Annotated in this window: 20 protein-coding genes; 7 read left to right on the forward strand and 13 right to left on the reverse strand. The window is 60.9% G+C overall.

What is annotated here, in order from left to right; translation table 11 throughout:
* Window positions 1-36 precede the first annotated feature (36 nt).
* Window positions 37-804, reverse strand: a complete 768-nt coding sequence (locus tag CFII68_RS20825) for a class III extradiol ring-cleavage dioxygenase (protein WP_018603133.1) — start codon at window positions 802-804, stop codon at window positions 37-39.
* A 104-nt stretch (window positions 805-908) separates the two neighbouring features.
* On the opposite strand from CFII68_RS20825, the gene CFII68_RS20820 reads away from it, so the two are divergent.
* Window positions 909-1,562 carry a thiopurine S-methyltransferase gene (locus CFII68_RS20820; protein WP_018603135.1) on the forward strand — a complete coding sequence of 218 codons (654 nt, stop codon included), beginning with the start codon at window positions 909-911 and terminating at the stop codon, window positions 1,560-1,562.
* A gap of 271 nt (window positions 1,563-1,833) precedes the next feature.
* On the opposite strand, the gene CFII68_RS27640 is transcribed toward CFII68_RS20820, so the two are convergent.
* The 3 genes from CFII68_RS27640 to CFII68_RS20805 all read right to left on the reverse strand — a co-directional run bounded on the left by CFII68_RS27640 (window position 1,834) and on the right by CFII68_RS20805 (window position 5,381).
* Entirely contained in the window at window positions 1,834-2,268 is a 435-nt protein-coding gene (locus CFII68_RS27640; protein ID WP_177325032.1) for a hypothetical protein, read from the reverse strand.
* A gap of 711 nt (window positions 2,269-2,979) precedes the next feature.
* A complete protein-coding gene (gene htpX, locus CFII68_RS20810; protein WP_003183732.1) occupies window positions 2,980-3,867 on the reverse strand; it encodes a protease HtpX in 888 nt (295 codons plus the stop codon).
* Window positions 3,868-4,169: 302 nt separating this feature from the next.
* On the reverse strand, window positions 4,170-5,381 hold the full coding sequence (locus tag CFII68_RS20805) for a pyridoxal phosphate-dependent aminotransferase (protein ID WP_018603142.1): 1,212 nt from the start codon (window positions 5,379-5,381) through the stop codon (window positions 4,170-4,172).
* Window positions 5,382-5,601: 220 nt separating this feature from the next.
* Between CFII68_RS20805 and msrB the strand changes: the two genes are divergently transcribed.
* From msrB to CFII68_RS20790, 3 genes are all read left to right on the forward strand, one after another.
* A complete protein-coding gene (gene msrB / locus CFII68_RS20800; protein ID WP_018603143.1) occupies window positions 5,602-5,997 on the forward strand; it encodes a peptide-methionine (R)-S-oxide reductase MsrB in 396 nt (131 codons plus the stop codon).
* Window positions 5,998-6,181: 184 nt separating this feature from the next.
* Complete coding sequence (locus tag CFII68_RS20795) at window positions 6,182-6,667, forward strand: glutathione peroxidase (RefSeq protein ID WP_003199416.1); 486 nt, start codon at window positions 6,182-6,184, stop codon at window positions 6,665-6,667.
* Window positions 6,664-7,125, forward strand: coding sequence for a MarR family winged helix-turn-helix transcriptional regulator (locus CFII68_RS20790; RefSeq protein ID WP_018603147.1), 462 nt, complete (start codon window positions 6,664-6,666; stop codon window positions 7,123-7,125). The genes CFII68_RS20795 and CFII68_RS20790 overlap by 4 nt, the downstream gene beginning before the upstream one ends.
* On the opposite strand, the gene CFII68_RS20785 is transcribed toward CFII68_RS20790, so the two are convergent.
* Complete coding sequence (locus CFII68_RS20785; protein ID WP_018603148.1) at window positions 7,109-9,430, reverse strand: response regulator; 2,322 nt, start codon at window positions 9,428-9,430, stop codon at window positions 7,109-7,111. The two genes, CFII68_RS20790 and CFII68_RS20785, sit on opposite strands and share 17 nt — an antisense overlap.
* Before the next feature lie 163 nt (window positions 9,431-9,593).
* Between CFII68_RS20785 and CFII68_RS20780 the strand changes: the two genes are divergently transcribed.
* Together CFII68_RS20780 and CFII68_RS20775 are read left to right on the forward strand one after the other, a co-directional pair.
* Complete coding sequence (locus CFII68_RS20780; RefSeq protein WP_018603150.1) at window positions 9,594-10,484, forward strand: ATP-binding protein; 891 nt, start codon at window positions 9,594-9,596, stop codon at window positions 10,482-10,484.
* The gene (locus CFII68_RS20775; RefSeq protein WP_014337288.1) at window positions 10,481-10,963 is read left to right on the forward strand and encodes a GAF domain-containing protein; all 483 of its coding nucleotides are present in this window, start codon (window positions 10,481-10,483) and stop codon (window positions 10,961-10,963) included. The genes CFII68_RS20780 and CFII68_RS20775 overlap by 4 nt, the downstream gene beginning before the upstream one ends.
* 125 nt (window positions 10,964-11,088) lie before the next feature.
* On the opposite strand, the gene CFII68_RS20770 is transcribed toward CFII68_RS20775, so the two are convergent.
* The 7 genes from CFII68_RS20770 to CFII68_RS20740 form a co-directional block, all read right to left on the reverse strand.
* Complete coding sequence (locus tag CFII68_RS20770) at window positions 11,089-14,037, reverse strand: HD domain-containing phosphohydrolase (RefSeq protein WP_018603153.1); 2,949 nt, start codon at window positions 14,035-14,037, stop codon at window positions 11,089-11,091.
* 116 nt (window positions 14,038-14,153) lie between these two features.
* Window positions 14,154-17,774: a transporter substrate-binding domain-containing protein gene (locus tag CFII68_RS20765; RefSeq protein ID WP_033062467.1), complete on the reverse strand. Its 3,621-nt coding sequence runs from the start codon at window positions 17,772-17,774 to the stop codon at window positions 14,154-14,156.
* Between the two features lie 11 nt (window positions 17,775-17,785).
* Entirely contained in the window at window positions 17,786-18,412 is a 627-nt protein-coding gene (locus tag CFII68_RS20760; protein ID WP_003199430.1) for a response regulator transcription factor, read from the reverse strand.
* A gap of 459 nt (window positions 18,413-18,871) precedes the next feature.
* Window positions 18,872-20,200, reverse strand: a complete 1,329-nt coding sequence (locus CFII68_RS20755) for a deoxyguanosinetriphosphate triphosphohydrolase (RefSeq protein ID WP_003199435.1) — start codon at window positions 20,198-20,200, stop codon at window positions 18,872-18,874.
* 231 nt (window positions 20,201-20,431) lie between these two features.
* Entirely contained in the window at window positions 20,432-20,767 is a 336-nt protein-coding gene (locus CFII68_RS20750) for a hypothetical protein (RefSeq protein ID WP_003199437.1), read from the reverse strand.
* Window positions 20,764-21,153 (reverse strand): phage holin family protein, encoded by a 390-nt coding sequence (locus tag CFII68_RS20745; RefSeq protein WP_024618372.1) that lies wholly within the window; start codon window positions 21,151-21,153, stop codon window positions 20,764-20,766. Before CFII68_RS20745 ends, CFII68_RS20750 begins: the two co-directional genes overlap by 4 nt.
* Window positions 21,154-21,155: 2 nt before the next feature.
* On the reverse strand, window positions 21,156-21,470 hold the full coding sequence (locus CFII68_RS20740) for a YqjD family protein (RefSeq protein ID WP_003199441.1): 315 nt from the start codon (window positions 21,468-21,470) through the stop codon (window positions 21,156-21,158).
* A 339-nt stretch (window positions 21,471-21,809) separates the two neighbouring features.
* Between CFII68_RS20740 and CFII68_RS20735 the strand changes: the two genes are divergently transcribed.
* Window positions 21,810-23,018, forward strand: coding sequence for an ammonium transporter (locus CFII68_RS20735; protein WP_018603159.1), 1,209 nt, complete (start codon window positions 21,810-21,812; stop codon window positions 23,016-23,018).
* An 8-nt stretch (window positions 23,019-23,026) separates the two neighbouring features.
* On the opposite strand, the gene CFII68_RS20730 is transcribed toward CFII68_RS20735, so the two are convergent.
* On the reverse strand, window positions 23,027-24,739 hold the full coding sequence (locus tag CFII68_RS20730; RefSeq protein ID WP_018603160.1) for a monovalent cation:proton antiporter-2 (CPA2) family protein: 1,713 nt from the start codon (window positions 24,737-24,739) through the stop codon (window positions 23,027-23,029).
* Window positions 24,740-24,831: the final 92 nt, after the last annotated feature.

Raw genomic sequence — 24,831 nt, forward strand, 5'->3', positions numbered from 1 at the left:
GAGCTTGCTCGCGATTGAAGCGACCCGGTCCATCAGTCAGTCGAACCGATAGATGTCCATCCCCAGCGTCCCCATCGTGAACCCCGCATGGGTAACGCTGAACTTGCCCCCCGCACCCCGGGCAAAATACAGCGGCAGCAAGTGCTCATCGCTGGGGTGGCTGCGCACGGCGTTCGGCGCCTGGCGACGGTAATCATGCAGCGCGGCCTCGTCGTCGGCCGCCAGCGTCTCAACCATCCAATCGCGAAAGGCCTTGGCCCAGGGCTCAATGCTGTTGGGGCCGGCGTTCCAGTCCAGGTCGCGCAGGTTATGGGTGATGCTGCCGGAACCGATCAGCAAGATGCCCTGCTGACGCAGGCTCGCGAGGGCCTGGCCGACCTGTGTCTGCAACACCGGTCCCTGGCGGCTGGGCAGGGAAACCTGCACCACCGGGATGTCGGCCTCGGGGTACATCAAAGACAACGGCACCCAGACGCCATGGTCGGACGGCCGTTGAGGGTCGAGGCGTGTCGGCAGATGCGCGGTGTTGAGCATGGCTGCGACTTGCGTGGCCAGTTGAGGATCGCCAGGCGCGGGGTACTGCACCTCATACAGGGCTGGTGGAAAGCCGCCGAAGTCGTGCCAGGTGCGCGGCTGCGGATTGGCGCTGACCAGCAGTTCGTTGCTTTCCCAGTGGGCGGACACGATGACGATGGCCTTGGGCTTGGGCAATTGAGCGGCCAGGCGAGCCAATGCCGGACCACTGTCGCCGGGCTCCAGGGCGAGCATCGGTGAGCCATGGGAGATAAACAGGCTGGGCAGCATGAAGGGACTCCTGAGCGTTAAGATGGAGTCATCTTCCGTCAGGTCAATGATCTAAATCTAATATAAGTTTTAGCCCGTTTTGATCGATTTTTTTGGAGCGAATCATGGAGCCCGAGTTTTGGCACAAGCGCTGGTCATCGAACCAGATTGGTTTTCACCTGCCAGAGGTGAACCCCTACCTGCAACGTTTCTGGCCGCAATTGGGCTTGGCCCAGGGCAGTCGGGTGCTGGTGCCGTTGTGTGGCAAAAGCCTGGATCTGCTGTGGCTTGCTCATCAGGGTTATTCGGTGTTGGGCGTGGAATTGTCGGAAAAAGCCGCCACGGATTTTTTCCTTGAGCATCAGCTTGAGGCGGTTGTGAGTGAAGAGGGCGCTTTCAGGGTGTTCCGTGCCGGTGATATCGAGATTCGCTGCGGTGATTTCTTTGCCCTGGACCCGCAGGATGTGGCCGATTGCACGGCTCTGTACGACCGCGCTGCATTAATCGCGTTGCCCGTGCCGATGCGGGAACGGTACGCGGCTCATCTGCAGAAGATCCTGCCCGATGGGGTCGGCTTGTTGATTACCTTGGATTACAACCAGGATGAAATGCCTGGCCCGCCGTTTTCCGTCGGGGATGATGAGGTGCAGCGGCTGCTGGGAGGTGTCTGGCAGTTGGAGGTGTTGCAGGAGCAGGATGTACTGGGGGAGAGCTGGAAGTTTTTGCAGGCGGGTGTGAAACGGTTGGATGAGCGTGTTTATCGGCTGTCCAGAGGTTGAAGCGGTGGTTGTGCTGATGCCATCGGGAGCATGCTCGCTCCCGATGGCGGCCTGACAGGTGGCCTGGATTTTGTTGATCGAGTACATATCCGTTGCTGCGGTAACGGCGGCTTATGGTTCCGCTCTTACAGCGGGTCACTTTTGGAAGAGCGCCAAAAGTAACCAAAAGCGCTTTGCCCCACCACTCGGCACCTCGCCTAGGCTCGGTGTGCCCTCACTCCGGCATTGCTCCGTGGGCCCGCCGCGAAGGGCCATCCATGGCCCAGCGCGGCTAACCCGGCATCCATGCCGGGATGCCCACTGCGCAATGCCTGCGTTCGGCCAGCGTGGTTAACGGGGCGTTCAGATCAAGATCCAAAGCAAGAGCAAGAGCAAGAGCAAGAGCAAGAGCAAGAGCAAGAGCAAGAGCAAGAGCAAGAGCAAGAGCAAGAGCAAGAGCAAGAGCAAGAGCAAGAGCAAGAGCAAGAGCAAGAGCAAGAGCAAGAGCAAGAGCAAGAGCAAGAGCAAGAGCAAGAGCAAGAGCAAGAGCAAGAGCAAGAGCAAGAGCAAGAGCAAGAGCAAGAGCAAGAGCAAGAGCAAGAGCAAGAGCAAGAGCAAGAGCAAGAGCAAGAGCAAGAGCAAGAGCAAGAGCAAGAGCAAGAGCAAGAGCAAGAGCAAGAGCAAGAGCAAGAGCAAGAGCAAGAGCAAGAGCAAGAGCTGGGCGCATGCCGGCATCTATGTGGCTGAGCCACCGCTATCGCGAGCAGGCTCGCTCCCACAATGGGGCTGCAGTGAACACAAGACTCATGAACACCCAAATCCCCTGTGGGAGCAAAGCTTGCTCGCGATGAGGCCAGCAAACCCAACATCCATGTGACTGAGCCACCGCCATCGCGAGCAAGCTTTGCTCCCACAGTTCTGATGGGTGTATGACCGGGAGAGCCAGGTCGGCTATAAGGCCGCCTCGGCGTGGATGTTGATCTCGGCGCCCCGTTAACCACGATGGCCGAACGCAGGCATTGCGCAGTGGGCAACCCGGCATGGATGCCGGGTTAGCCGCGCTGGGCCATGGATGGCCCTTCGCGGCGGGCCCACGGAGCAATGCCGGAGTGAGGGCACACCGAGCCTAGGCGAGGTGCCGAGTGGTGGGGCAAAGCGCTTTTGGTTACTTTTGGCGCTCTTCCAAAAGTGACCCGCTGTAAGAGCGGAACCATAAGCCGCCGTTACCGCAGCAACGGATATGGTGAAGCGTTTTGCTTACTTTTGCGCTTCTCAAAAGTGAGCCGCTGTAAGAGCGGAACCATAAGCAGCCGTTACCTAAATAACGGATATACACACCAAAACAACAAAACCAAAAAAAACGGCGCTTCCCATTTCTGAAAGAAGCGCCGTTTTTTCTAGGTGAACAACATTACTGCGGGTTTTTTGAGCCCGGCGATCAACCCCGACGACGCAGTGCGTCAATACGCTCTTCCAGCGGCGGGTGGCTCATGAACATGCGTGCCAGGCCCTGCTTGATGCCACCGTTGATGCCAAAGGCATTCAGGGTGTCGGGCATGTGCACCGGCAAGCCTTGCTCGGCGCGCAGGCGCTGCAGGGCACCGATCATGGCACTGGTGCCGGCCAGGCGTGCACCGGCGTCGTCGGCGCGGAACTCGCGCTTGCGCGAGAACCACATGACGATGGCGCTGGCGAGGATGCCCAATACCAGCTCGGCGAAGATGGTCGCCACGTAGTAGGCGATACCCTGGCCTTCTTCGTTCTTGAAGATCACCTTGTCGACGAAGTTGCCGATGATGCGGGCGAAGAACATCACGAAGGTGTTCACCACGCCTTGGATCAGCGCCAGGGTCACCATATCGCCGTTGGCGACGTGGCCGATCTCGTGGGCCAGCACGGCCTTGACTTCATCGGGCGAGAACCGCTCGAGCAACCCCTGGCTGACGGCGACCAGTGCGTCGTTCTTGTTCCAGCCGGTGGCGAAGGCGTTGGCCTCGTAGGCCGGGAAGATCCCGACTTCCGGCATCTTGATACCGGCTTCGCGGGACAGTTGCTCGACGGTCTGCAGCAGCCATTGTTCGTGACGCGTGCGCGGCTGGCTGATGATCTGGGTGCCGGTGCTCATCTTCGCCATCCACTTGGAGATGAACAGCGAGAACAGGGAACCGGCGAAACCGAACACCGCACAGAAGATCAGCAGCTGATTGAGGTTGAGGTCAACCCCATTGGCCGCCATGAACCCGTTGAAGCCGAAGAGGCTTAGGGTGATGCTGGCAATCAGCACGACCGCCAGGTTAGTGGCCAAGAACAGCAGGATGCGCATCATGGTTGTGAAAATCTCCTCGTGCTAAAGATGTAGCGTTATGCGGGGTATATAAGGTGCTGCCGCAGGCTATTCAACTCGCCGACTATTTCAAACTGTGTCCTACAGGCGTCCTAAATGTTTGAAAGACTTTTCTGAAAGTGAATGGGGAAAAGAAATACGACGCCTGCCCCCCGTGAACGTTGAGCTTGGGGGGACGTCGGCGGTCCCGCCCGTAGTGTAGAAGGCCTTGCAGAGTCGGCAGAACGGATATGTTGCTGAATCAAACAGCGTGCGAGGTGAGGACGCCTCGCACGCCGTCCGGCTTATTGACGGTAGGACTTGAGGAAGTTGCCGATCCGGCCAATGGCCTGGTCGAGGTCATCGACCCGCGGCAGGGTCACGACGCGGAAGTGATCCGGCCACGGCCAGTTGAACGCCGTGCCCTGGACCACCAGCAGCTTTTCGGACAGCAGCAGGTCGAGGACGAATTTTTCATCGTTGTGGATCGGGCAGACCTTCGGGTCGATCCGCGGGAAGGCATACAGCGCGCCCATCGGCTTGACACAACTGACGCCGGGGATGTCGTTGAGCAGTTCCCAGGTGCGATTGCGCTGTTCCAGCAGCCGGCCCTGGGGCAGGACCAGGTCGTTGATGCTCTGGTAGCCGCCCAGCGCCGTCTGGATCGCATGCTGGCTCGGCACGTTGGCACACAGGCGCATGTTGGCCAGCATGTCGATGCCTTCGATGTAGCTCTGGGCATGGTGCTTGGGCCCGGAGATGGCGATCCAGCCGGAGCGGAAACCGGCGACCCGATAGGACTTGGACAGGCCGTTGAAGGTCAGGCACAGCAGGTCTGGCGCCAGGGACGCGGTGCACACATGCACGGCATCGTCGTAGAGGATCTTGTCGTAGATCTCGTCGGAGAACACCACCAGGTTGTGCTGGCGGGCCAGTTCCAGCATGCCCAGCAGCACTTCCCTGGAATACACGGCGCCGGTCGGGTTGTTCGGGTTGATGATCACCAGTGCCTTGGTATTGGGCGTGATCTTGGCCTTGATGTCCGCCAGGTCGGGAAACCAGTTGGCCTGTTCGTCGCACAGGTAATGCACCGGGTTGCCACCGGACAGGCTCACGGCAGCGGTCCACAGCGGATAGTCCGGTGCCGGCACCAGCACTTCGTCACCGTTGTTGAGCAGGGCCTGCATGGACATCACGATCAGCTCGGACACGCCGTTGCCCAGGTAGATGTCCTCGATGCCGATCCCTTCGACCTGCTTCTGCTGGTAGTACTGCATCACGGCCTTGCGGGCACTGAACAGGCCCTTGGAGTCGCTGTAGCCCTGGGCGGTCGGCAGGTTGCGGATGACGTCCTGGAGGATTTCATCGGGCGCTTCGAAACCAAAGGGGGCCGGGTTGCCGATGTTCAGCTTGAGGATGCGATGGCCTTCCTCTTCCAGGCGTTTGGCGTGCTTGAGCACCGGGCCGCGAATGTCGTAGCAGACGTTGGCGAGCTTGTTCGATTTGCTGACCTGCATGGCGATGTGTTCCCGAAAATGAACGATCCAGGTGGCGTATGAACGGCCGTACTGGGGATCCTGCGTCTTTGCCCAGGCCTGGCGCGGTACATGCGTCACAATCCGTTTGAATGCGCATGACGTGGCTGCCAGACTGGCGTCTGACGAGGCGCAATCATACGTGCCGCCCGATCTGCGGAAAAGCGTCGGATCGGGCTTTTTCAATTGCCGAGGTGGGACGATGGAAAAGTTGGAGAAAACCCTTGAAGAATGGCACGCCATGCTCGACCCGGAGCAGTACAACGTCTGTCGATTGAAGGGCACCGAACGGCCGTTCTCCGGTAAATACAACGCCACCAAGACCGACGGTGTGTACCACTGCATCTGCTGCAACGAACCGTTGTTCGATTCGCAGACCAAATTCGATTCCGGCTGCGGCTGGCCGAGTTTCTACGCGCCGATCGAGGGCAGCGCGGTGGTGGAGGTGCGGGACGTCAGCCACGGCATGATTCGCACCGAGGTGGTCTGCGCCAGATGCGACGCCCACTTGGGCCACGTCTTCCCCGACGGCCCGCCGCCCACGGGTTTGCGGTACTGCATCAACTCGGTGTGCCTGGATCTGGTCCCACGGGGGTAATTCAGTGGGAGCAAAGCTTGCTCGCGAAACAGGGCGCCTCGATCTCTGAAAGACCGCATCGCCTTCATCGCGGGCAAGCCTTGCTCCCACAGTCTGTTGTGTGGGTTTTTTCGATAATTAAATTGCATGCAATTTAATTGCTCGCTATCTTCAAGCTCCTCTTCTTCCCATCTGGAGCCTTGCCATGAGCGACAACCTGCTGAGCATCCCGTGCACCACCATCAAGGGTGAGCAAAAGACCCTCGCCGATTTCGCCGGCAAGGCTGTGCTGGTGGTCAACACGGCCAGCCAGTGCGGGTTCACCCCGCAGTACAAGGGGCTTGAGGCGCTGTGGCAGACCTACAAGGACCAGGGCCTGGTGGTGCTGGGCTTTCCCTGCAATCAGTTCGGTAAGCAGGAGCCGGGCAACGAAGGGGCGATTACCGAGTTTTGCGAGCTGAACTTCGGTGTGAGTTTTCCGCTGTTCAAGAAAATCGAGGTCAACGGTGCCAACGCCCATCCCCTGTTCGTCCAGCTTAAACAGCGGGCGCCTGGCGTGCTGGGGTCCAAAGGCATCAAGTGGAATTTCACCAAGTTCCTGATCGGCAAGGACGGTCAGGTGGTCAAGCGTTTTGCCCCGACCACCAAGCCCCAGGACCTGACCGGTGAGATCGAAGCGCTGCTCAAATGAATGACCTGTCAGCCGATTCGCTGAAACTCGACAGCCAGTTGTGCTTCAAGCTGTACGCCGCTTCGCGTGCGGTGATTCGTGGCTACAAGCCAATGCTCGATCAGCTCGGCCTGACCTATCCGCAATACCTGGTGATGCTGGTGTTGTGGGAATGGCAGGACACGGCCCCGCAACAGCCGACGGTCAAGGCCCTGGGTGAGCGTTTGGCGCTGGATTCCGGCACGCTGACGCCACTGCTCAAGCGCCTGGAACAGTTGGACCTGGTCCAGCGCCAGCGTTCGGCCCGGGACGAGCGGGAGGTGCACTTGAGCCTGTCGGCAGCAGGGCGAGCGTTGCGTGAACAGGTCGGCCCGCTCAAGGCCCGCCTGTTGTGTGACAGCGGTGTTGACCTGGACCGCCTCGGAACGTTGCGAGACGGTCTCGATCACCTGCTGGGCCAGATCAAAGCGCTGACGTAGTCGGCACCCACTGGTCCAGCACTGCCGCCAGTTCTTCGCGGCGGAACGGCTTGGACAGGTAATCGTTCATGCCGGCCGCACGGCAGCGCTCGCGTTCCTCGGGCATCGCGTTGGCCGTCAGGGCCACAATCGGCAGGTCCGACCAGCGCCCGCTGCGGCGGATCTGCCGGCTGGCTTCGTAACCATCCATCACCGGCATGTTGCAGTCCATCAACACCAGGTCGAACACCCGCTGTTCCAGTTGATCCAGGGCTTCGACGCCATGGGCCGCGACAGTGACTTCGCAGCCCAGCTTCACCAACATCCCCTTGGCCACCAGTTGGTTGACCGGGTTGTCCTCCACCAGCAGCACCCGTCCACGCTTGGCAGGCGCCAGGGCTTCGATCTGTGCGTCATTGATGATGGTCGCCTCGCTTTGCATGGCGCGTCGCAGAATCTGGTACAGCGCATGGCGCGCCAGCGGCCGGGCCTGTTGTATCAGCGGGGCGAGGGCGGCGGCTTCCTCGCTGGGCATGAAGCTGCCATAGGCGGTCACCAGCAGGATCGGCGCGTCAAAGGTCGGCCGCAGGTTGAACAGGCATTCCGGGCAGTCGGTAATCAGTACGTCGGGCGTGAGCCCCAGCAACCTGTCCTCGATGGAGCGCTGCACATAATCCAGGCCCCATCCCGGCAACAGCATGCCCAGCAACTCGGCCAGCCCGCTGCTGCTGGCGGTGATGGCGACGACGTTGCCGTGCAACGGTTCGACCGGCGTCGCCGGGGTATGGCACGGCAGGGGCAGATCGGCACAGAACTGGCTGCCAAAGCCGGCTTCGGAACTGATCGTCAACCGGCCCTGCATGGCTTCGCAGAGGTTGTAGGTCAATGCCAGGCCCAGGCCGGTGCCACCAAACTGGCGGGTAATCCCGGCGCCAGCCTGGGTGAACGGTTGCAGGATTCTCGCCTGGGCTTCCTGGGGAATGCCAATGCCCGTGTCGCAGACCTCGATTCGCACGCCGCCTTCGTAATGACTCATCTTCACGTCGACCCGACCGAAGCGCGTGAACTTCAGTGCGTTGGACAGCAGGTTGCTGACGATCTGGCGCACCCGGGTCGGGTCGCCGACTACCTGCGCCGGGAACTGCGGGTCGATCAGGCACGCCAGTTCGACACTGGGGGCCGCGTTCTGGGAAAGCAGGTTGGCGGTATCCTCCACCAGGGAGCCGAGATCGAACGGAATGCGTTCGAGTTCCAGTTGGCCGGCGTCGAATTTCGACAGGTCGAGGATGTCGTTGAGCAGTTCGACCAATACCTTGCCCGAGTCATGGGCAATCGATAGCTGCTGCTGTTGTTCGGCCGTCAGGGGGCCATCCAGGGAGAGCGCGATCATGCCCAGCAGGCCGTTGAGCGGTGTGCGGATCTCGTGGCTCATGTTGGCGAGGAACGCGGAGCGGGCTTCGGCCATGTCCAGGGCTGTGCGCCGGGCCACTTCCAGCTCCTCGTTGGACTGGCTGAGGCGGGTATTGATGGCCTTGAGTTCGGCGGTGCGTGCCGAGACGATGTTCTCCAGTTGCGCCAGGTATTCAGTGAGGCGATTTTCGGCCGTACGCCGCTGCTGGATTTCGGCGGAGATGTTTTCGAACTGCTGGTTGGCGACGGACACCAGCACGCCGATTTCATCGGACTGATGGCCGGCAGGGCATTCCAGGTGGCTCTGTTCGCTGCTGCTCGGGTCGCGGCTGCTCAGTTCGCGGATGACCCGCACCAGGGGCTTGGTCAGCATCACGTAGAACAGCGCCAGCAGCAGGCCGGTCAGGATCAGGCTACGGGCGAAGCCGTTGAGCAAGGTGACCTCGGCACGGCGCAGGAAACGACTGCCGAACGCATAGGTGTCGACGTCCAGTCGCAGCATGCCCAGGGATTCGCTGGGCAAGTGATCCAGGTAGAGCCGGTCCTCGAACTGCCGCTGGGCGCCGAACAGGAAGTCGCTGATGAACCGGTAGCTGCTTTGCAGCTCGGGCCGCTTGACGCTGGCCAGCACGGTATTGTTGTTGTCGATCAGCTCGGCCCCGATGATGGCCGGTGAGCGCAACAGGCCCATGGACAACTCCTGGGCGAGTTCGGCGTCGATGTTGTAGGCGATGCGCGAGGCCGGGTTGTGGCTGATTTCCAGCAGCGAGAGGATTTCACGGTTGATCGACGCGTCTTCGCTGGCATAATCGATGCCAATCTGCATCAGGCTGAGCAAGGTGCCCAGCACGAAGCCCACCAGGACGGTCAGGCGGGCCTGCTTGTAGGAAAGCCGTTGGGTGAATCTGATGTCCATTGAGTGATGAGCCACTTACGTTTCCCTTCGCCGGTCAAGCATAGCTGATCATCTCTGAATACCGGTGCAGCCGGTGTGTATTGTGTGAAGTAGACCCGCCATTGGATACGGCGTTTCGTTGCTGGAGCGCCATCATTACTGTGAACCTGTCCGAGGAGAAGACGTGGACTCGCGATTGAATGCTTTTCTTGAGCGTGCCGATGCCGTGCTGGCCCGGATCGAACCTTTGCTGCCGGCGCCTCGGCCCTCCATCGATTGGACCCAGACCCTGGCCGCCCGCTGGCAGCGTGACGGGCGCAGCGGCTATCTGATGCCGCTGCAGGTCAGCCTCGACATGCGCTTGTCGGACCTGATCGGCGTGGAGCGCCAGGTTGAACAACTGGGCCGCAACACGCGGCAATTCATCGATGGCATGCCCGCCAACCATGCCTTGCTCTGGGGCTCGCGTGGCACCGGCAAGTCGTCCCTGGTGCGCGCCCTGTTGGCTGAGCATGCCCAGCATGGCCTGCGCTTGATCGAGATCGAACGCGATCACCTGGCCGATCTGCCCCGCGTGGTCGAGCAGGTGGCGAAACTGCCCCAGCGCTTCGTTTTGTTCTGCGATGACTTGTCGTTCGAATCCGGTGAAGGCGATTACCGCGTGCTCAAGAGCGTGTTGGATGGATCCCTGGAGCAGGCGCCGGACAACGTGCTGCTGTATGCCACCTCCAACCGTCGTCACCTGGTGCCGGAAAAGGAAAGCGACAACGAGAATTGGAAGCGGGTCGACGGCGAACTTCACCCCAGCGAAGCGGTAGAAGACAAGATCGCCTTGTCCGACCGCTTTGGCTTGTGGCTGTCGTTTTATCCGTTTACCCAGGAGCATTTCCTCAACGTGGTGGAGCACTGGATCGGCGAACTGGCGGCCAAGGCCGGGCTGGCCTGGCAGCGCGACGAAGCGCTGGATGTACTGGCGGTGCGCTGGGCAACCGGTCGCGGCAATCGCAACGGACGTTGCGCCTATCAGTTTGCCCGTTATTGGGTTGGCCTGAAATTGTTGGAGCACAAGGCATGATCGATTTGAAGGGCACCGGAGTCGGCCTTGACGGCTACGCGCTGTTATCGGCACAGCTGGAATCCTTGCTGGCCGATGAGCGTGACTTCATTGCCAACGCCGCGCAGTTCTCGGCTTTCCTGTCCAGTCAGCTGGATGATCTGAACTGGGCCGGTTTCTACCTCAATCGCAACGAAGAGTTGGTCCTGGGACCGTTCCAGGGCCAGATCGCCTGCGTGCGGATCCCCTTTGGCCGCGGTGTATGCGGTACGGCGGCCGCGACCCGGCAGACCCAGCGCGTCGAAGACGTCCATGCCTTCGCCGGGCACATCGCCTGCGACAGCGCGTCGAACAGCGAGCTGGTGGTGCCGCTGGTCAAGGACGGGCGCCTGATCGGCGTGCTCGACCTGGACAGTCCGAAACTGGCGCGCTTTACCGAACATGATCAAGCCGGCATCGAGCAGTTGGCCGCGATCTTCCTGCGCCTGACGGATTGCTGACTCGCTTTGCGTAGGAGCTGGCGAAGCCTGTGATCTTTTGATCTTTTGATCGTTCGCTTGAGGTTCAAGCGTCAGGGGAAAGATCGCAGCCTCGCTTCGCTCGTCAGCTCCTACAGGGATAGCCTTCATGCCTTCAACCCTGCCTTGACCAGCAGGCCGTGGGGGTCGATTTCATCGATCTGGTGTGGGTCGAGGAACTGGTTGGCGTAGCTCTCGTAGATTTTTTCTTCGATGAACAGCCCGAACAGCTCGGGATCGATATGGGCGTCACGGCACATGGTGGCCATGATGCCCAGGGCCTCGCTCAGTTTCTTGGCTTTCTTGTAGGGGCGGTCGGCCGCCGTCAGTGCTTCGAAAATGTCGGCAATGGCCATCATGCGCGCCGGCAGGCTCATCTCTTCGCGCTGGAGGCGCTTGGGGTAACCACTGCCATCCATTTTCTCGTGATGACCGCCAGCGATCTCCGCCACGCTGTCCAGGTGACTGGGGAAGGGCAACTGGCTGAGCATCAGGATCGTCTGCACCATGTGATGATTGATGACGTAGCGCTCCTCGCGGGTCAGCGTGCCGCGCGTGATGCTCAGGTTGTAGAGTTCGCCGCGGTTGTATTTCCAGGCCGGAACATCGAGCTGGAAGCCCCATGGGTTGTCCGCCGGGATCAGTTCGGCCGCGTGGCGCTCAAGCAGGTGTTCGGGCTTGTCTGCCAGCAGCGGCTCAGTGACCGGTAGTGTCGGCTTGGGCGTGCGATTCTGGCGTCGGTTCTCTTCCCAGGAAACCCCCAGGCGATCGTCGAGGGTCCGGGTCCACGGGCGTTGGGCAATCTGCTGCAGGCGTTGTAGGTCGGCCTCGGCCATGGCTTCGGCGCCCAGGTTGCAACGGGCGACGAAGGCGAAGTCGTCATCCAGGGCCGTCAATGTCGCGTCACGCTGTTGCGCCAGGGATGACGGCTCGCCGCCGCTTGCCACGGCCTGCCAGTAGTCGACCCAGGCGTCGCGCTTGAGCACTTCGAAGCGGGTGCGTATTTCGTGGACCCGGTCGTTCAGGGTTTCCAGTTTGGTGGCTTTGTCGACCACGTATTCGGGAGTGGTGACCTTGCCGCAATCGTGCAGCCAGGCGGCGATGTGCAGGGCTTCCCATTCATCCTCCGTTGGCCGGTAGGCGTCGAATGCCGGTGCCTGGCTGGCAGCGGCGGCCTGGGCGAGCATCAGGGTCAGGACCGGCACCCGCTGGCAATGGCCGCCGGTATAGGGACTCTTGGCATCGATCGCGCCGGCCAGTAATTGGATGAAGGCGTCCAGCAATTGCTTTTGCCTGGCTTGCAGGCGCTGGGCCTCGATGCTCACGGCGGCGGCGCCGGACACGGCCTGGAGGAAGGCGATGCGGTCGGGCTGCAGTTTTTCCAGGTCGGCTTCGGTGCCGCTGTCGGTGACCAGCAACACCAGTACGCCGACGGTTTCCTGATGCCGATTGCGCAGGCGAATACCGATCAAGTGGACGCGTGGGGAGTCCAGCTCCCGCAGCACGCCCTGCAGGTCGCCCGCCTGTTCGAAGCCCAGGGATGCCACGAGGTTGTCCGAGGTAGCCAGTTGCTGGAGCCATGGCGGGCTGGCGCTCGCTTGTAGCGCATGGCTGCGCAACTTGAAGGCGTCGAGGTCCCTGGGCGTTCCATCGATCACCAGCCCATACGGCTTGACCCGATTGTCGTCGTTCTCGCGCAGGTAGATCAGGCCGGCCTGGGCCTGGCCGATCTTCACGGTTTCAAACAACACCCGTTCCAGCAACGGGGCGAAGCGGGTTTCGGCGCGCAGGCTGGCGGTGATTTCAAAGAAACTTGCCAGGGTCTCTTTCATGCGCGCCATCGAGACGCTCAACTGATCGACCTCCAGCACCGGGGAGCGACGGGACACCGGGTAGTTGAAGTCAAAGCTGCGAATGGCATCGGCCTCCTGCACCAGTTCGCGCAAAGGCTTGACCAGGATCCTGGACGTCAGCCAGCCCAGGGGCAGGCACAGCAGCAGGGTGGCGAGGGTGATGAGCGCGCCTTGCCAGCGCATGCGGTAGGCATTGTCCAGCAGCTCATCTTCAGGGACCAGCAACGCCAGTTCCAGGCCTTGGGGCCCGCCTTCCTGCATGTGGCTGCGAGACACGATCCACTGGCGTCCGGCCGCTTCCAGGCGCGTGGTGTCAGTGTTGTTGTCGAGTGCGGCGGCGATGGCCGGGCTGAGGTCGCGGGCCTTGATCAGGCGTGTCGACTGGGCGTCGGCGAGCAGCCGGCGGCTGTCGGGATAACCCACAGCGTTGCCCCTGGGATCGAGCAGCACGACCTCGGTGCCAGCCGTCACCTTGTGCTTGGCCAGGGTCTGGGACAGGGCCACCAGGGTCAGGTCGGCGCCGATGACAGCCTGCTCGCCACTGCGTCGGGCGAGGGTGGTGCCGACGTTTTGGGTGGAGAAAAAAACGTAGGGCTCGGTGGTAATCTGCTCGGTGCTGCCGACGGCGCTGCGAAACCAGCTGCGGCCGCGGGGATCGTAGATTTCGTCGGCTATGTCCCGGCGCCCGATGAGTGTCAGGGCCTCGTCGTAGAACCGCGACTGGGAATGAACCGGGCCTTGCTCGGTGGCCCGTTCCACGGTCCAGACCTGGTAGGCCGAGTTGGCCGGCGCCTGCAGGGCGGCTTTCAGGGCCGCGGTGCGCAGCGGCCGGACCATCAGGAAATTGCCGCGCTGATCGCCCAGGTACAACGATGCCAGGTTAGGGTTGTCCCGCAGCGCCTGGCTGAAGGGCACGAGCAGGGCCAGGCGTTGCGCCATCTGCGGCGTGCGCGTCGCCGGGTAGTCAGCCAGCAGGCTCAACAGGTGACGGATGGGTTCGTAGGTGTCGTACAAATCCAGGCGCACGTCCTGTTCAATACGGTTGAACAGTTTTTCACTGCTGGAGAGGATGATTTGCGTGGTTTGCCGGTAATTGAAAACCCCCAGCACCACCCCGGTCAGCAGCAAAAGCAGGGTAAACATCACGCTGATGTGGACGTGCAGGGGGAACCGGCGTTTGTCCGGACGCGGTGCGCTGGGCATTGCAGTCACTCCAAGTGTCAGGGGGTGTTCTCGATGGGTGTTCCCGCGTGCAAGGGAAACCGATCGAGAACCCCCCAGGTACGCACTGCTGAGCGAATAGCATAGTAAACGCTGGATTATTTTGCCTTGGCGATCTCCGTTTCGAGGGCCCGCTCCAGTTCGCTCATGGCGCGGTCGAGGGCGTCGATGCAATCGCTGATTCGTCCAGGTGCCTGCGCCTGGTGACAAGCGCGCTCCAACGCCTCGCACCGCTGGATCAGCGAGGTCGCCTGGACGATGCGGGCGACGCCTTTTATCTTGTGCGCTATTTCGGTCAGCGCTTGCCGGTTTGCGCCGCGGGCGACGTCGAGCAATTCCTGGCGGTCCGAGCGGCTGCTGCTGAGTAATTCAGCCAGCAGGCGCCGGTTGGACGAAGGGTCGCCGCCGGTCAACGCCTGCAAGCTTTGTACACTGAAAACGGTGGGGCGTCCGGCGGGTTTGACTGCTTTGATCCATTGGCTCAAGGCGCTCAGGCTGATCGGCTTGAACAGGCAGTCATCCATTCCAGCGTCCTGGCAGCGTTGTTTTTCCTCCGGTTGTGCATTGGCGGTGAACCCCAGGAGGGTGCAAGGTGGCCGTTGCTGCTCGGACTCATCGCGACGAATCGATCGGGCCAGTTCGTAGCCGTTCATGATGGGCATGTTGCAATCGGCGATGACCAGATCGAAATGATTTTTTTGCCAGACCTCGAGCCCGTGGGCACCATCATGGGCGACCTGGTAGTGATGGCCCAGGTATTCCAATTGCTGCGACATCAGTAGGCGGTTGGCGGGATGATCGTCCACGATCAGGACGTTCAGGGTGGCCTGGGCCGTTTCGATGACCGGTTCAGGTGGCGGGCGAACCGGCGCCGTCGACAGGACGGTCAGTTGCAGGCAGACCTGGACCTGGGTGCCGCTGCCGGGTTGGCTGTTCATGTGCAGGTTGCCGCCCATCATCCGGCACAGGTTGCGACTGATCACCAGCCCCAACCCCGCACCGTTGCGGGCCATCCGGCTGGTGTTATCGACCTGGGCAAACGGCTCGAACAAACGTTGCAGGTCCGCCGGACCAATACCGATGCCGCTGTCGTTGACCTCCAGATGCATTTGCAGAACGTCGTCCTGGTTGGTTGGAGACAGCCGGACCTTGACCACGACCTGGCCCTGCTCGGTAAATTTGAGGGCATTGCTGATCAGGTTCGACAGCACCTGTTTGAACCGCAACGGGTCCATCAACACGTCAGGGCTGCCCTCGGCGGCGTCGAACTGCAGGGACAGCGCCAGGTTTTTCTGCCGGGCCACGCCCTCGAATACCCGAATGACCGATTGCAGCAGGGCCCTGAGATTGACGCGTTCGGGGGCCAGGCTCAGGTGGCCGGATTCGATACGGGCGATGTCCAGGATATCGCCTATCAGTTCGAGCATGCCGGAGGCCGACTCGTACGCGACTTCGATGGTCGAACGGTCCACGCGGCCCTTGTCGGCCTGTTTCAGCGCCAGCTCAAGCATGCCGATCACCGCGTTCATGGGGGTGCGGATTTCATGGCTCATGGTTGCCAGGAACGTGCTTTTGGCGCGGTTCGCGTCATCGGCCCGTTGCTTGGACGCGCGCAGTTCCTCGAACAGCTGGCGCCGCTCACTGATGTCGATCCAGCCGCCGATGATGCCTCGCACTTCGGCGGCGGAGTTTCGGTAGGGGAGGATCCAGTGATAGATCGTCAGTTGCCTGTCCCCGATGTGCAGGGGCCGATCGACGATCAGGGCGGTGCCTTCGGCCATGACACGCTGGTAGTCCGCCTGGTACTCCTGCGCTTCGAAGGCGTTGCTCATGGAACCTGGCATCTGGCTCTTGCCGATGACGTCTTCGCGTTTGACGTCGAACGTTTGCAGGTAGCTGTCGTTGCAGCTTTGCAGGATGCCGTTGCGATCCCTCACGTAGATGGGGTGGGGGGTGCCATTGAGCAGTGAATGCATGAATTCGAGTTGATCATTGAGGGCCAGTTCCGCCCGTTGACGTTGCCTGATCTGGCGCTGCATGTAGGCGTTCCACGCCAGGGAAAACAGCAACAACAGGCCAATGCCCGCGCCGATCTGCAGGAACAGGCGGTTGTAGGTGCGCCAGGTGTGTTCCGAGGGCGAGACGTAACCGCGCCAGCGGTTGTTGATGACGCCCAGCTCGTCAGGGTCGATGCTGGTCAGGGCCTTGTCGAGGATGGCGTTCAACTCTGTGGCGTTTTTTGCCGTGGCCAGCGCGAACATGGCCTGTTGGGTGCCCACCGTGCTGCTGATTTGCAACCTGTCGCGCCATGCATAGGAGGAGATGAAGTAGTTGGCCATCACCTGCGAGTTCACGCTGCCGTCGACCTGGCCGTGGACGAGCATTTCCACGGCGCGCAAGGGGCCGTCCGTTTCGATGATTTGGATGTTTGGGTATTGGCTGCGTAGCCATTCAATGACCGGATTGCCTTTGGCGATTGCCAGGCTGGCGTGGCCGAACTGATCGAGTGTCGTGGGCGTGTCGGACTGTTTGCGGGTCAGCAGGACGAACGAGCTGTCGACGTAGGGGCGGCTGAACTTCAACTGGAGTTGTCGTTCACTGCTGGGCAAAAGTGCGGCGATGATGTCGGCTTGATCGTTGAGGACCGCGGTAATCATTTCGCTGTCGTTCTGGCGGCGCTGGATGTCCAGGCGCAGGCCGGTGCGCAGCCGGATCAGTTCCAGCAGGTCGGCACTGATGCCGCGAAAGTCCCCATCGGCATCGAAGAAGGTGAAGGGCGCGGAGGTGTCGTTCACCACCACCCGAACCACCGGATGCCTGGCCAGCCAGCGTTGCTCGCGGTCGGTCAGTTGTATCCTGTGGTCCGTGAGATACAGGTCGCTGCCTGCACTCCAGCGCTTGGAGATCGCGGCTTGCTCGGCAATGGAGACCTGGCTCAGCGTAGCGTTGATGACTTCCAACAAGCGGGTGTCGCTACGTCGTACGGCGAAACCGAACCCATGGGATTCGTGTTTGCCGAAGCTGGCCATGCGGATATTGCTCAAGTAGCCCTTGTTGATCATGTAGTGGGTGGAAAGGGTATCGCCGAGAAATACGTCGGCCTGACCGAAGGCGACGGCATTGATGGCGTTCTGGTAGGACGGGTAGGTGGTGATGAGTGCCTTGGGGTAGAGTTTTTCAATTTCCCGTAGCGGCAGGTAGTGATAGACCATGCTCAGCCGTAACCCTTCGAGATCGTCAGTCAGGGATCGGCTTTCATTCGTTCGGGTGACGAGAACGGGTTGGTCCACTGCGTACGGCGTCGACAGCACAATATCGGGGTTGCGCGCCTCGAAGCCGTTGGCGGTGCCAAGCATATCGATTTGCCCATCCTTGAGTGCGGCCATGGCCGCCTCGCGGGAGTCGAAGCGCAGGACGCTCATGGGCAGGCCGGTGGCTTTGGCGATGATGTCGGCGTAATCGGCCGTCAGGCCTTCGTAGTCGCGTCCGCTGCTGGAGAGATCGAAGGGCGGGTAATCCGGCGCGGACGTTCCCAGGACCAGCGCTTGCCGATCCTGTAGCCAGGCGCGGTGAACGTCATCCAGCTTGATCTCGGTATGGGCCATGGACGAACGGCCCAGCAACGTATAGTGCTCGGGCGCATCCGGTGCCGCCATGAGCACTCCTGCATATAACGCTGCGCTGATCAGCAGGAGACATTCGGTTATGCGTCTGAGCATCCTGTTTCTTCTCACACCAGCGCGTTGCGCTTCGCCATTTCAATCAGATCGACCAGGGACTTGACCTTGAGCTTCTGCATCAGCCGCTTCTTATAAGTACTGACGGTTTTATTGCTTAGAAACATGCCTTTGGCTATTTCCTTGTTGGTACGGCCCTGGGCAAAAAGTTGCAGCACCATCAGTTCCCGATCATTGACACTTTTGAAAAGGTCCAGCTCGATACTGCGTGGGTCATCCGGGCGTACCGGATTCAGCGCCTGGCTGGGAAAGTAGTTGTAGCCGGACAATACCGCTTTGATTGCGCTGACAAGTTCGCTGAGGTCTTCCTGTTTACAAACGTAACCAGAGGCACCGGACTGCATGCATCGAATGCCGAAGAGCGTCGGCGACTGGGCCGTGAGCACCAGCGTCTTGAGCGGAGTGGTCATGGCGTTGAAGCGCGAGAGGATTTCCAGCCCGTCGAGTTTGGGAATGCTGATGTCCAGGATAACCAGGTCTGGCATGCATTCGCGCACCATTTGCATCGCATCGACGCCGTTGTCAGTTTCTCCTACGACCTTATAGCCCTCATGCTCCAGAAGCATGCGAACAGCGAGGCGGATGACCGGATGATCGTCGACAATGAAAACGGAGTTCATGAATAAATTACCCTGCGAACTTGAATAAAGCGCGCACCTTAGCCCACTTACAACCAGGGCCGTACGAAGAGACGGGCATGCAACTTCAATTTCAGAAGTTTCCTACAAAAAAAGAGGCAAGATATTACGAGGTAATCGGTTTTTTAGTCGGTGGGCGACAATAAGAGGGGGATGTGTTGGCGGTGTGTGAAGGGATATTTCTTTGATAGTGTTGTTTGTGCAAACAAAAGAAGCGTTTCAATCGAGGTTTGTGTAAACCATACAGTTGTTTATCTACTTCAAACTCCTTGTGGCGCAGCGCTACAAAATTCACATTCACCGCCAATCCCTGTGGGAGCGAGCTTGCTCGCGATGACGGTGGCACATCCTGCATTGATGCGCACAGATCCACCGCCATCGCGAGTAAGCTCGCTCCCACAGGTTTTGTGCCAGGCGCAGCACTTCGTCGATCCACGCCTTTTATTGGCGCGTGCGGCCGGTCATCTCCTGGGCCATTTCGCTGGCGTAGCTGTCAGTCATCCCGGCGATGAAATCGATCATTCGCAGGAAAGCGCTATGCAAGGGGCCGTTGGGATCTGGCGCGTTGTTCCCCAGCAGGTCGAGAATGCGGCGATTCTTGAACGAAGGCGTACGGCCTCCGTGCTGTTCGAGGGCGGCCCCGCAAAATCCGTTGAGCAGGATTTCCAGCGTGGTGTAGGCACCGATTTCATGCAGGGTCTTGCGCTTGTCCTGGAAAATTTTCCGGCGCGCCATGTCCTTGGCATTCAACACGCAGCGTTTTGCCGGGCCGTGCATATGCTCTACGAGATCCCCTGGCAATGTACCGGCAAGCAATGCTTCCTGCTGTTCGACAAAAGCCCGGGCGGCGGCGTTGGTCAGGTGTTCGATGGCTTTGCCCCGCAGGATCGCCAGTTTGCGTCGCCGCGAGTCCAGCGGCCCAAGCTGGCGGTAAGTGTCCGGAAGATCGTCGCCCACCAGGTCCAGGAGCAGCGATTCCACCTGGGGGTATTCCAGGAGATCCATCTCCACGCCGTCTTCCAGGTCGATCAGCGCGTAGCAGATGTCATCGGCGGCCTCCATCAGGTACACCAAGGGATGCCGCGCCCAGCGTTGATCCTCGATCTGTGGCAAGCCGAGCTTGTGGGCAATCTGCTCCAACAGTGGCAGTTCGCTCTGGTAGCAACCGAACTTGTGCTTCTTGTAGCCCAGCGAGTCGGCGTGGCGGGCGGTCCAGGGGTACTTCAAATAGGTGCCGAGGGTGGCATAGGTCAGACGCGTCCCCCCGTCGAACTGATGGTATTCAAGCTGGGTGAGAACGCGAAATCCTTGGGCGTTGCCTTCGAAATTGAGGAAGTCGTTGCGCTCGGCTTCGCTCATTGCATCGAGCCAACCACGGCCGGCGGCCTGCTGGAACCAATAGCGAATAGCATCCTCGCCGGAGTGACCGAACGGCGGGTTGCCAATGTCGTGGGCCAGGCAGGCCGATTGCACCACCATGCCCAGGTCGCTTGGCTCGCACCAGTCAGGCAGGGCATTGCGAATGGTTTCCCCCACGCGCATGCCCAGGGAACGGCCGACGCAGCTGACTTCCAGGGAATGGGTCAGGCGCGTGTGGATGTGGTCGTTGCTGGAGACCGGATGAACTTGCGTCTTGCGTCCGAGGCGGCGGAAGGCGCCGGAAAAGATGATGCGGTCGTGGTCCTTGTGGAAAGGACTACGGCCCAGCTCTTGCGGACTGTGCAGCGGTTTTCCGAGGCGTTCGCGAGTCAGCAGGGTATGCCAATCCAAGGCCGGTTGCTCCGTTTGATGATGTCGGTGTCCTAGCTTCCCGGTTCGTGGGCTGCCCTGCAAGACCTATAGGCCTGTATGGACCTTTGTGGCGAGGGGATTTATCCCCGCTGGGGCGCGCAGCGGCCCTCAATCAGTCAACTCAATCTTCCTGGCACACCGAGTTGCCTGGTTTTGGGGCTGCTGCGCAACCCAGCGGGGATAAATCCCCTCGCCACGGGGTGTCGGTCGTCAGGGTTTGCGCAGGTCTTTGGCCAGCTTGACCAACGGCAGCAATGTGGTTGCCAGGCGGATCAGGCCAGTCAAGCCACCGCCACCACCATTGCGGGTCCGTTTGCCGGTGATGAAACCGAGCAGGGACACCGCCGCCACGCCCCACAGTGGCGCGTGCTTGATGCCGAAACCTTCATGCCAGCTTTGCGTCAAGCCGCGCACCCGTTGCAAGGGCTGCAGCAACTGGCGCGTTTCCTGACGGATTTCCTGGCGATGCATTTCCATGCGCAGACGCACCAGCGCCTTGCGCATTTCCTGTCGGGTTCGGGCTTGAGGGATATCAGGCAGGCTCATGGCAGCAAGCGCTCCCGGTCATTGGCCAGCTCTTCGAGGGTGGCGTTAAAAGGGGAGGACTCGTCATAGATCGCTGCCTTGAGCCGCAGACCGCAGAACAGCGCTGCCAGCAGGTAGAACAGGCACAGGCCGATAATGCCCGCCAGGCGATAGGTGTCCCACACCAGGATCAGTACCAGTGCCGAAAGCCCGACCAACAGCAGCAAGCCGAACACCAGCGCAAGGCCGGCGAACAGCAGGAGGCTGACGGTGCGTGCCTTCTGTTCCTGCAACTCCATGCCGAACAATTCGACGTGGCTATGCAACAAGCCAAGGAACGCCGCGCCCAGGCGACGTGCTGTCGGTTGTGTGCCCGCTTCGGACGAGCCGGATTCGTCGATACCCATCATTAGCGCCGTGTTGCCAGCAGGCCAATCAGAAAGCCAACGCCCGCGGCAATGCCCACGGATTGCCAAGGGTTGGCCTGTACATATTCCTCGGTGGCGACCACCGCAGCCTGGCCGCGTTCGCGCATGGAATCTTCCGTCAGCTTGAGCGTTTCGCGGGCGCGCAGGAGGGTTTCGTGAATCTGACTGCGCAGTGCATCCGCTTGATCGCCTGCCAGCGTCGCGGTGTGATCGAGCAACCGTTCCGTGTCGCTGACCAGCGTCTGGAAATCTTCCATCAGGGTTTCTTGAGCAGTCTTTGCCTGGGTTCTGGCCATCGGTGAATCTCCGTAAGTGACGTCTGAAACGTTCGAGTATGAGCCTTGCTGGAAGGTTCAGTACAAGTGACTGGTACAACTTTTGCTCAGGCTTTTGCCATGTACTGGTGCGTCAGCCTGCGCCAGTGCGCTGAAGCTGGGCGAAAGCCCGAAAAACCTTAACCCAAATAATCAAAACCCGCGAAGCACCTCCAGGCGGGATTTCGTTTTGACCGTTCTTGCGCACCAAAGCGGTTCAGCGGGCTGCGTCCGGCCAATGAGTCGTTTCAACTTGGTGCGCTCGCAAGGCAAGCGAACCGATTTGGTGCTTTTTTCAACTTTTTCAGGTCTGCCAATACCATGGAAAATATGCAAAGTGCCGTGGACAGTCTGGTCCACAGCTCCAATACGCTGTTCATCCTGCTCGGCGCAGTCATGGTCCTGGCCATGCACGCCGGCTTTGCGTTTCTTGAAGTGGGAACGGTCCGGCAAAAGAACCAGGTCAATGCGCTGTCGAAAATCCTCAGCGATTTCGCGGTTTCGACCCTGGCCTATTTCTTTGTCGGTTATTGGATTTCCTACGGCGTGACCTTCCTGCAACCGGCGGCGGTGCTCAGTGCCGATCATGGCTACAGCCTGGTGAAGTTCTTCTTCCTGCTGACCTTTGCCGCCGCGATCCCGGCCATCATTTCCGGCGGTATTGCCGAACGTGCGCGGTTCGCCCCGCAGTTGTGCGCCACGGTGTTGATCGTGGCGTTTGTCTATCCGTTTTTCGAAGGCGTGGTCTGGAACGGCAATTTTGGCCTGCAGGCGTGGCTGCAAGCCCGGTTCGGCGCCAGTTTCCATGACTTCGCCGGCTCCGTGGTGGTACATGCCATGGGCGGCTGGCTGGCGCTGGCTGCCGTGCTCTTGCTCGGCCCGCGTAACGGCCGCTACCGGGACGGTCGCCTGGTGGCGTTCGCGCCTTCGAGCATTCCATTCCTGGCCCTGGGGTCGTGGATCCTGATTGTCGGCTGGTTCGGTTTCAACGTGATGAGTGCCCAGACCTTGCCCGGGGTGAGCGGGCTGGTGGCGGTCAATTCGTTGATGGCCATGGTGGGCGGTACCGTGGCGGCATTGATTGTCGGACGCAATGACCCGGGTTTCCTGCACAACGGCCCGCTGGCCGGGTTGGTGGCGGTCTGTGCCGGTTCCGACCTGATGCACCCGGTCGGTGCGCTGGCCACCGGTGCCATTGCCGGTGCCTTGTTTGTCTGGTGCTTCACGGCGGCCCAGGGCAAGTGGAAGATCGACGATGTGCTCGGCGTCTGGCCGTTGCACGGGCTGTGCGGGGTCTGGGGCGGCATTGCCTGTGGCGTCTTTGGCCAGAGTGCCCTGGGCGGCCTGGGTGGGGTCAGCCTGATCAGCCAGTTGATTGGCACGGCGCTGGGTGTTGTCGTCGCCCTGGCCGGCGGGTTTGCGGTCTATGGCGTGATCAAGGCCGTGCTGGGGCTGCGCCTGACCCAGGAAGAAGAGTATTACGGCGCCGACCTGTCGATTCACAAGATCGGCGCGGTCAGCCAGGACTGAGCGTTGCACTAAGGCTCCTTGTCCTGGTTGCCAGGATAAAAGCCATGGAGCAGGCGATAGCGGTCATGACGGACCTGATCCACATGCTGCTGGACCTGCTGCTCGGGCAGGCCGAGCATGATCAGGGCGTGGGAAGCCAGCATCAGGCTTGACTCGAGCAGTTCCGGGACCACTTCGCTGGCCCCGGCTGCCTGCAATTCGGCCAGTTGGCTGTCGTCACGGGTGCGCACCAGGATCGGTACTTGATGGTTGACTTGGCGGGCCGCCTTGAGCACGGTGATGGCGATGTCGGTCTTGTCCACCGCGATCACCAGCAACCTGGCGCGGCTCAAGCCAACGGCCGCAAGCAGGTCACCTCGTCGTGAATCCCCATAGTGCACGCAGTTTTCCCCGACGGTGGCTTCCTGGATGATCACCGGGTCGTCATCCAGGGCGACGAACGCCTGGCCTTCGCGGCGCAGGAACCGCCCGATGGACTGGCCGACGCGCCCGTAGCCGCAAATGACCACATGGCCCGACAAGCCGGCATTGAGTGCGCTGATCTGGTCCAGTTGCGCCTCTTCGTTGGGTTTGCGATGCAGGTGCGCGGCGACGCGTGGCGCGGCGCGCAGCAACAACGGGGTCAGCAGCATCGAGCAGAATGTCGCGGCCAGCAGCAGGCCGCTGATGTCGGCGGGCATGAGGCGGTTCTGCTGCATCAGCGCCATCAGGGCAAAGCAGAATTCGCCGCCCTGGGCCAGCGCCAGGCCGCTGCGCCAGGCGGTTTCACCGTCGCTGCCGCGCCATTTCACCAGGATGGCGACCACGCAGCCCTTGATGAGCATCAAACCGAGGGTCAATCCCAGGATCAACAAGCCGTCATCGAGGAACAGCTGCAGGTCGATCAGCATGCCGATGCTGACAAAGAACAGCCCCAGCAGGATGTCGCGGAACGGGCGTATGTCGGCTTCGATCTGATGTCGGTAGTGGCTTTCCCCCAGCAGCATGCCCGCCAGGAACGCACCCAGGGCCGGTGACAAACCGAGCAGGTGGGTCAGCCATGCCGTCAGCAACACGATCACCAGGGCCAGCAGCACGAACAGTTCTGCGGATCGGGACGCCGCCACTTCATGGAACAGCCGGGGCAACAGCAGCCGACTGGCCAGTAGCAGGCCACCGAACAAAACCAAGGTCTTGCCCAGGGTCAAGGGCAGCGCCCAGTACCACGGGTGCTCGCTACTGCCAGCGAAGACCGGTACCAGGGTCAACAGCAGCACCGCGACCACGTCCTGGAACAACAACACGCCGATGGCGTTCTGGCCGTGGCTGCTGAAAATCTCGCCCAGGCTGGTCAACTCCTTGCTGACGATGGCAGTGGAGGACAAGGCCAGCCCGGCACCGAGCAACAACGCGGCGATCGCAGGCGCGCCGCCTAATGCCAGCAATCCCGCCAGGACCGCCCCCGAGCACAGCACCTGCAGGCTGCCGAGGCCGAACACGACCCGCCGCAGTTCGAGCATTTTCGACAGGGAAAACTCCAGGCCCAGCGAGAACAGCAGGAACACCACCCCGAGCTCGGCCAGGTCTGGCAGTTCTTCGCTGTCGTTGACCCAGTCCAGCGCGGTAGGCCCGACCGCCAGCCCGACGCAGAGATAACCCAGCACGGGTGGCAGGCGCAGCCGTCTGAACAAGGCGATGACCACCAGGGACGAGGCAAGGATGATCAGCAGGTTGGCAAACAAGGGGAACTCCGTTTCAAGGCTACAACGCACAGCGTAGAGGGGAAAATGCGACAAGCGTCGCTGGAAAAGCATTGGCGCTCAGTGATTTGCAT

The organism is Pseudomonas sp. CFII68 (assembly GCF_000416195.1).
GTDB classification, from domain to species: domain Bacteria; phylum Pseudomonadota; class Gammaproteobacteria; order Pseudomonadales; family Pseudomonadaceae; genus Aquipseudomonas; species Aquipseudomonas kilonensis.

Bases quoted from the DNA above. Each gene is read 5' to 3' on its own strand.
- msrB (WP_018603143.1), top strand. From the start codon at position 5,602: ATGGAAAAGTTGGAGAAAACCCTTGAAGAATGGCACGCCATGCTCGAC.
- CFII68_RS20785 (WP_018603148.1), bottom strand. From the start codon at position 9,430: ATGGACATCAGATTCACCCAACGGCTTTCCTACAAGCAGGCCCGCCTG.
- CFII68_RS20805 (WP_018603142.1), bottom strand. From the start codon at position 5,381: ATGCAGGTCAGCAAATCGAACAAGCTCGCCAACGTCTGCTACGACATT.
- CFII68_RS20795 (WP_003199416.1), top strand. From the start codon at position 6,182: ATGAGCGACAACCTGCTGAGCATCCCGTGCACCACCATCAAGGGTGAG.
- htpX (WP_003183732.1), bottom strand. From the start codon at position 3,867: ATGATGCGCATCCTGCTGTTCTTGGCCACTAACCTGGCGGTCGTGCTG.
- CFII68_RS20735 (WP_018603159.1), top strand. From the start codon at position 21,810: ATGGAAAATATGCAAAGTGCCGTGGACAGTCTGGTCCACAGCTCCAAT.
- CFII68_RS20825 (WP_018603133.1), bottom strand. From the start codon at position 804: ATGCTGCCCAGCCTGTTTATCTCCCATGGCTCACCGATGCTCGCCCTG.
- CFII68_RS27640 (WP_177325032.1), bottom strand. From the start codon at position 2,268: ATGCGCCCAGCTCTTGCTCTTGCTCTTGCTCTTGCTCTTGCTCTTGCT.
- CFII68_RS20740 (WP_003199441.1), bottom strand. From the start codon at position 21,470: ATGGCCAGAACCCAGGCAAAGACTGCTCAAGAAACCCTGATGGAAGAT.
- CFII68_RS20750 (WP_003199437.1), bottom strand. From the start codon at position 20,767: ATGAGCCTGCCTGATATCCCTCAAGCCCGAACCCGACAGGAAATGCGC.
- CFII68_RS20760 (WP_003199430.1), bottom strand. From the start codon at position 18,412: ATGAACTCCGTTTTCATTGTCGACGATCATCCGGTCATCCGCCTCGCT.
- CFII68_RS20820 (WP_018603135.1), top strand. From the start codon at position 909: ATGGAGCCCGAGTTTTGGCACAAGCGCTGGTCATCGAACCAGATTGGT.
- CFII68_RS20790 (WP_018603147.1), top strand. From the start codon at position 6,664: ATGAATGACCTGTCAGCCGATTCGCTGAAACTCGACAGCCAGTTGTGC.
- CFII68_RS20775 (WP_014337288.1), top strand. From the start codon at position 10,481: ATGATCGATTTGAAGGGCACCGGAGTCGGCCTTGACGGCTACGCGCTG.
- CFII68_RS20765 (WP_033062467.1), bottom strand. From the start codon at position 17,774: ATGCTCAGACGCATAACCGAATGTCTCCTGCTGATCAGCGCAGCGTTA.
- CFII68_RS20745 (WP_024618372.1), bottom strand. From the start codon at position 21,153: ATGGGTATCGACGAATCCGGCTCGTCCGAAGCGGGCACACAACCGACA.
- CFII68_RS20770 (WP_018603153.1), bottom strand. From the start codon at position 14,037: ATGCCCAGCGCACCGCGTCCGGACAAACGCCGGTTCCCCCTGCACGTC.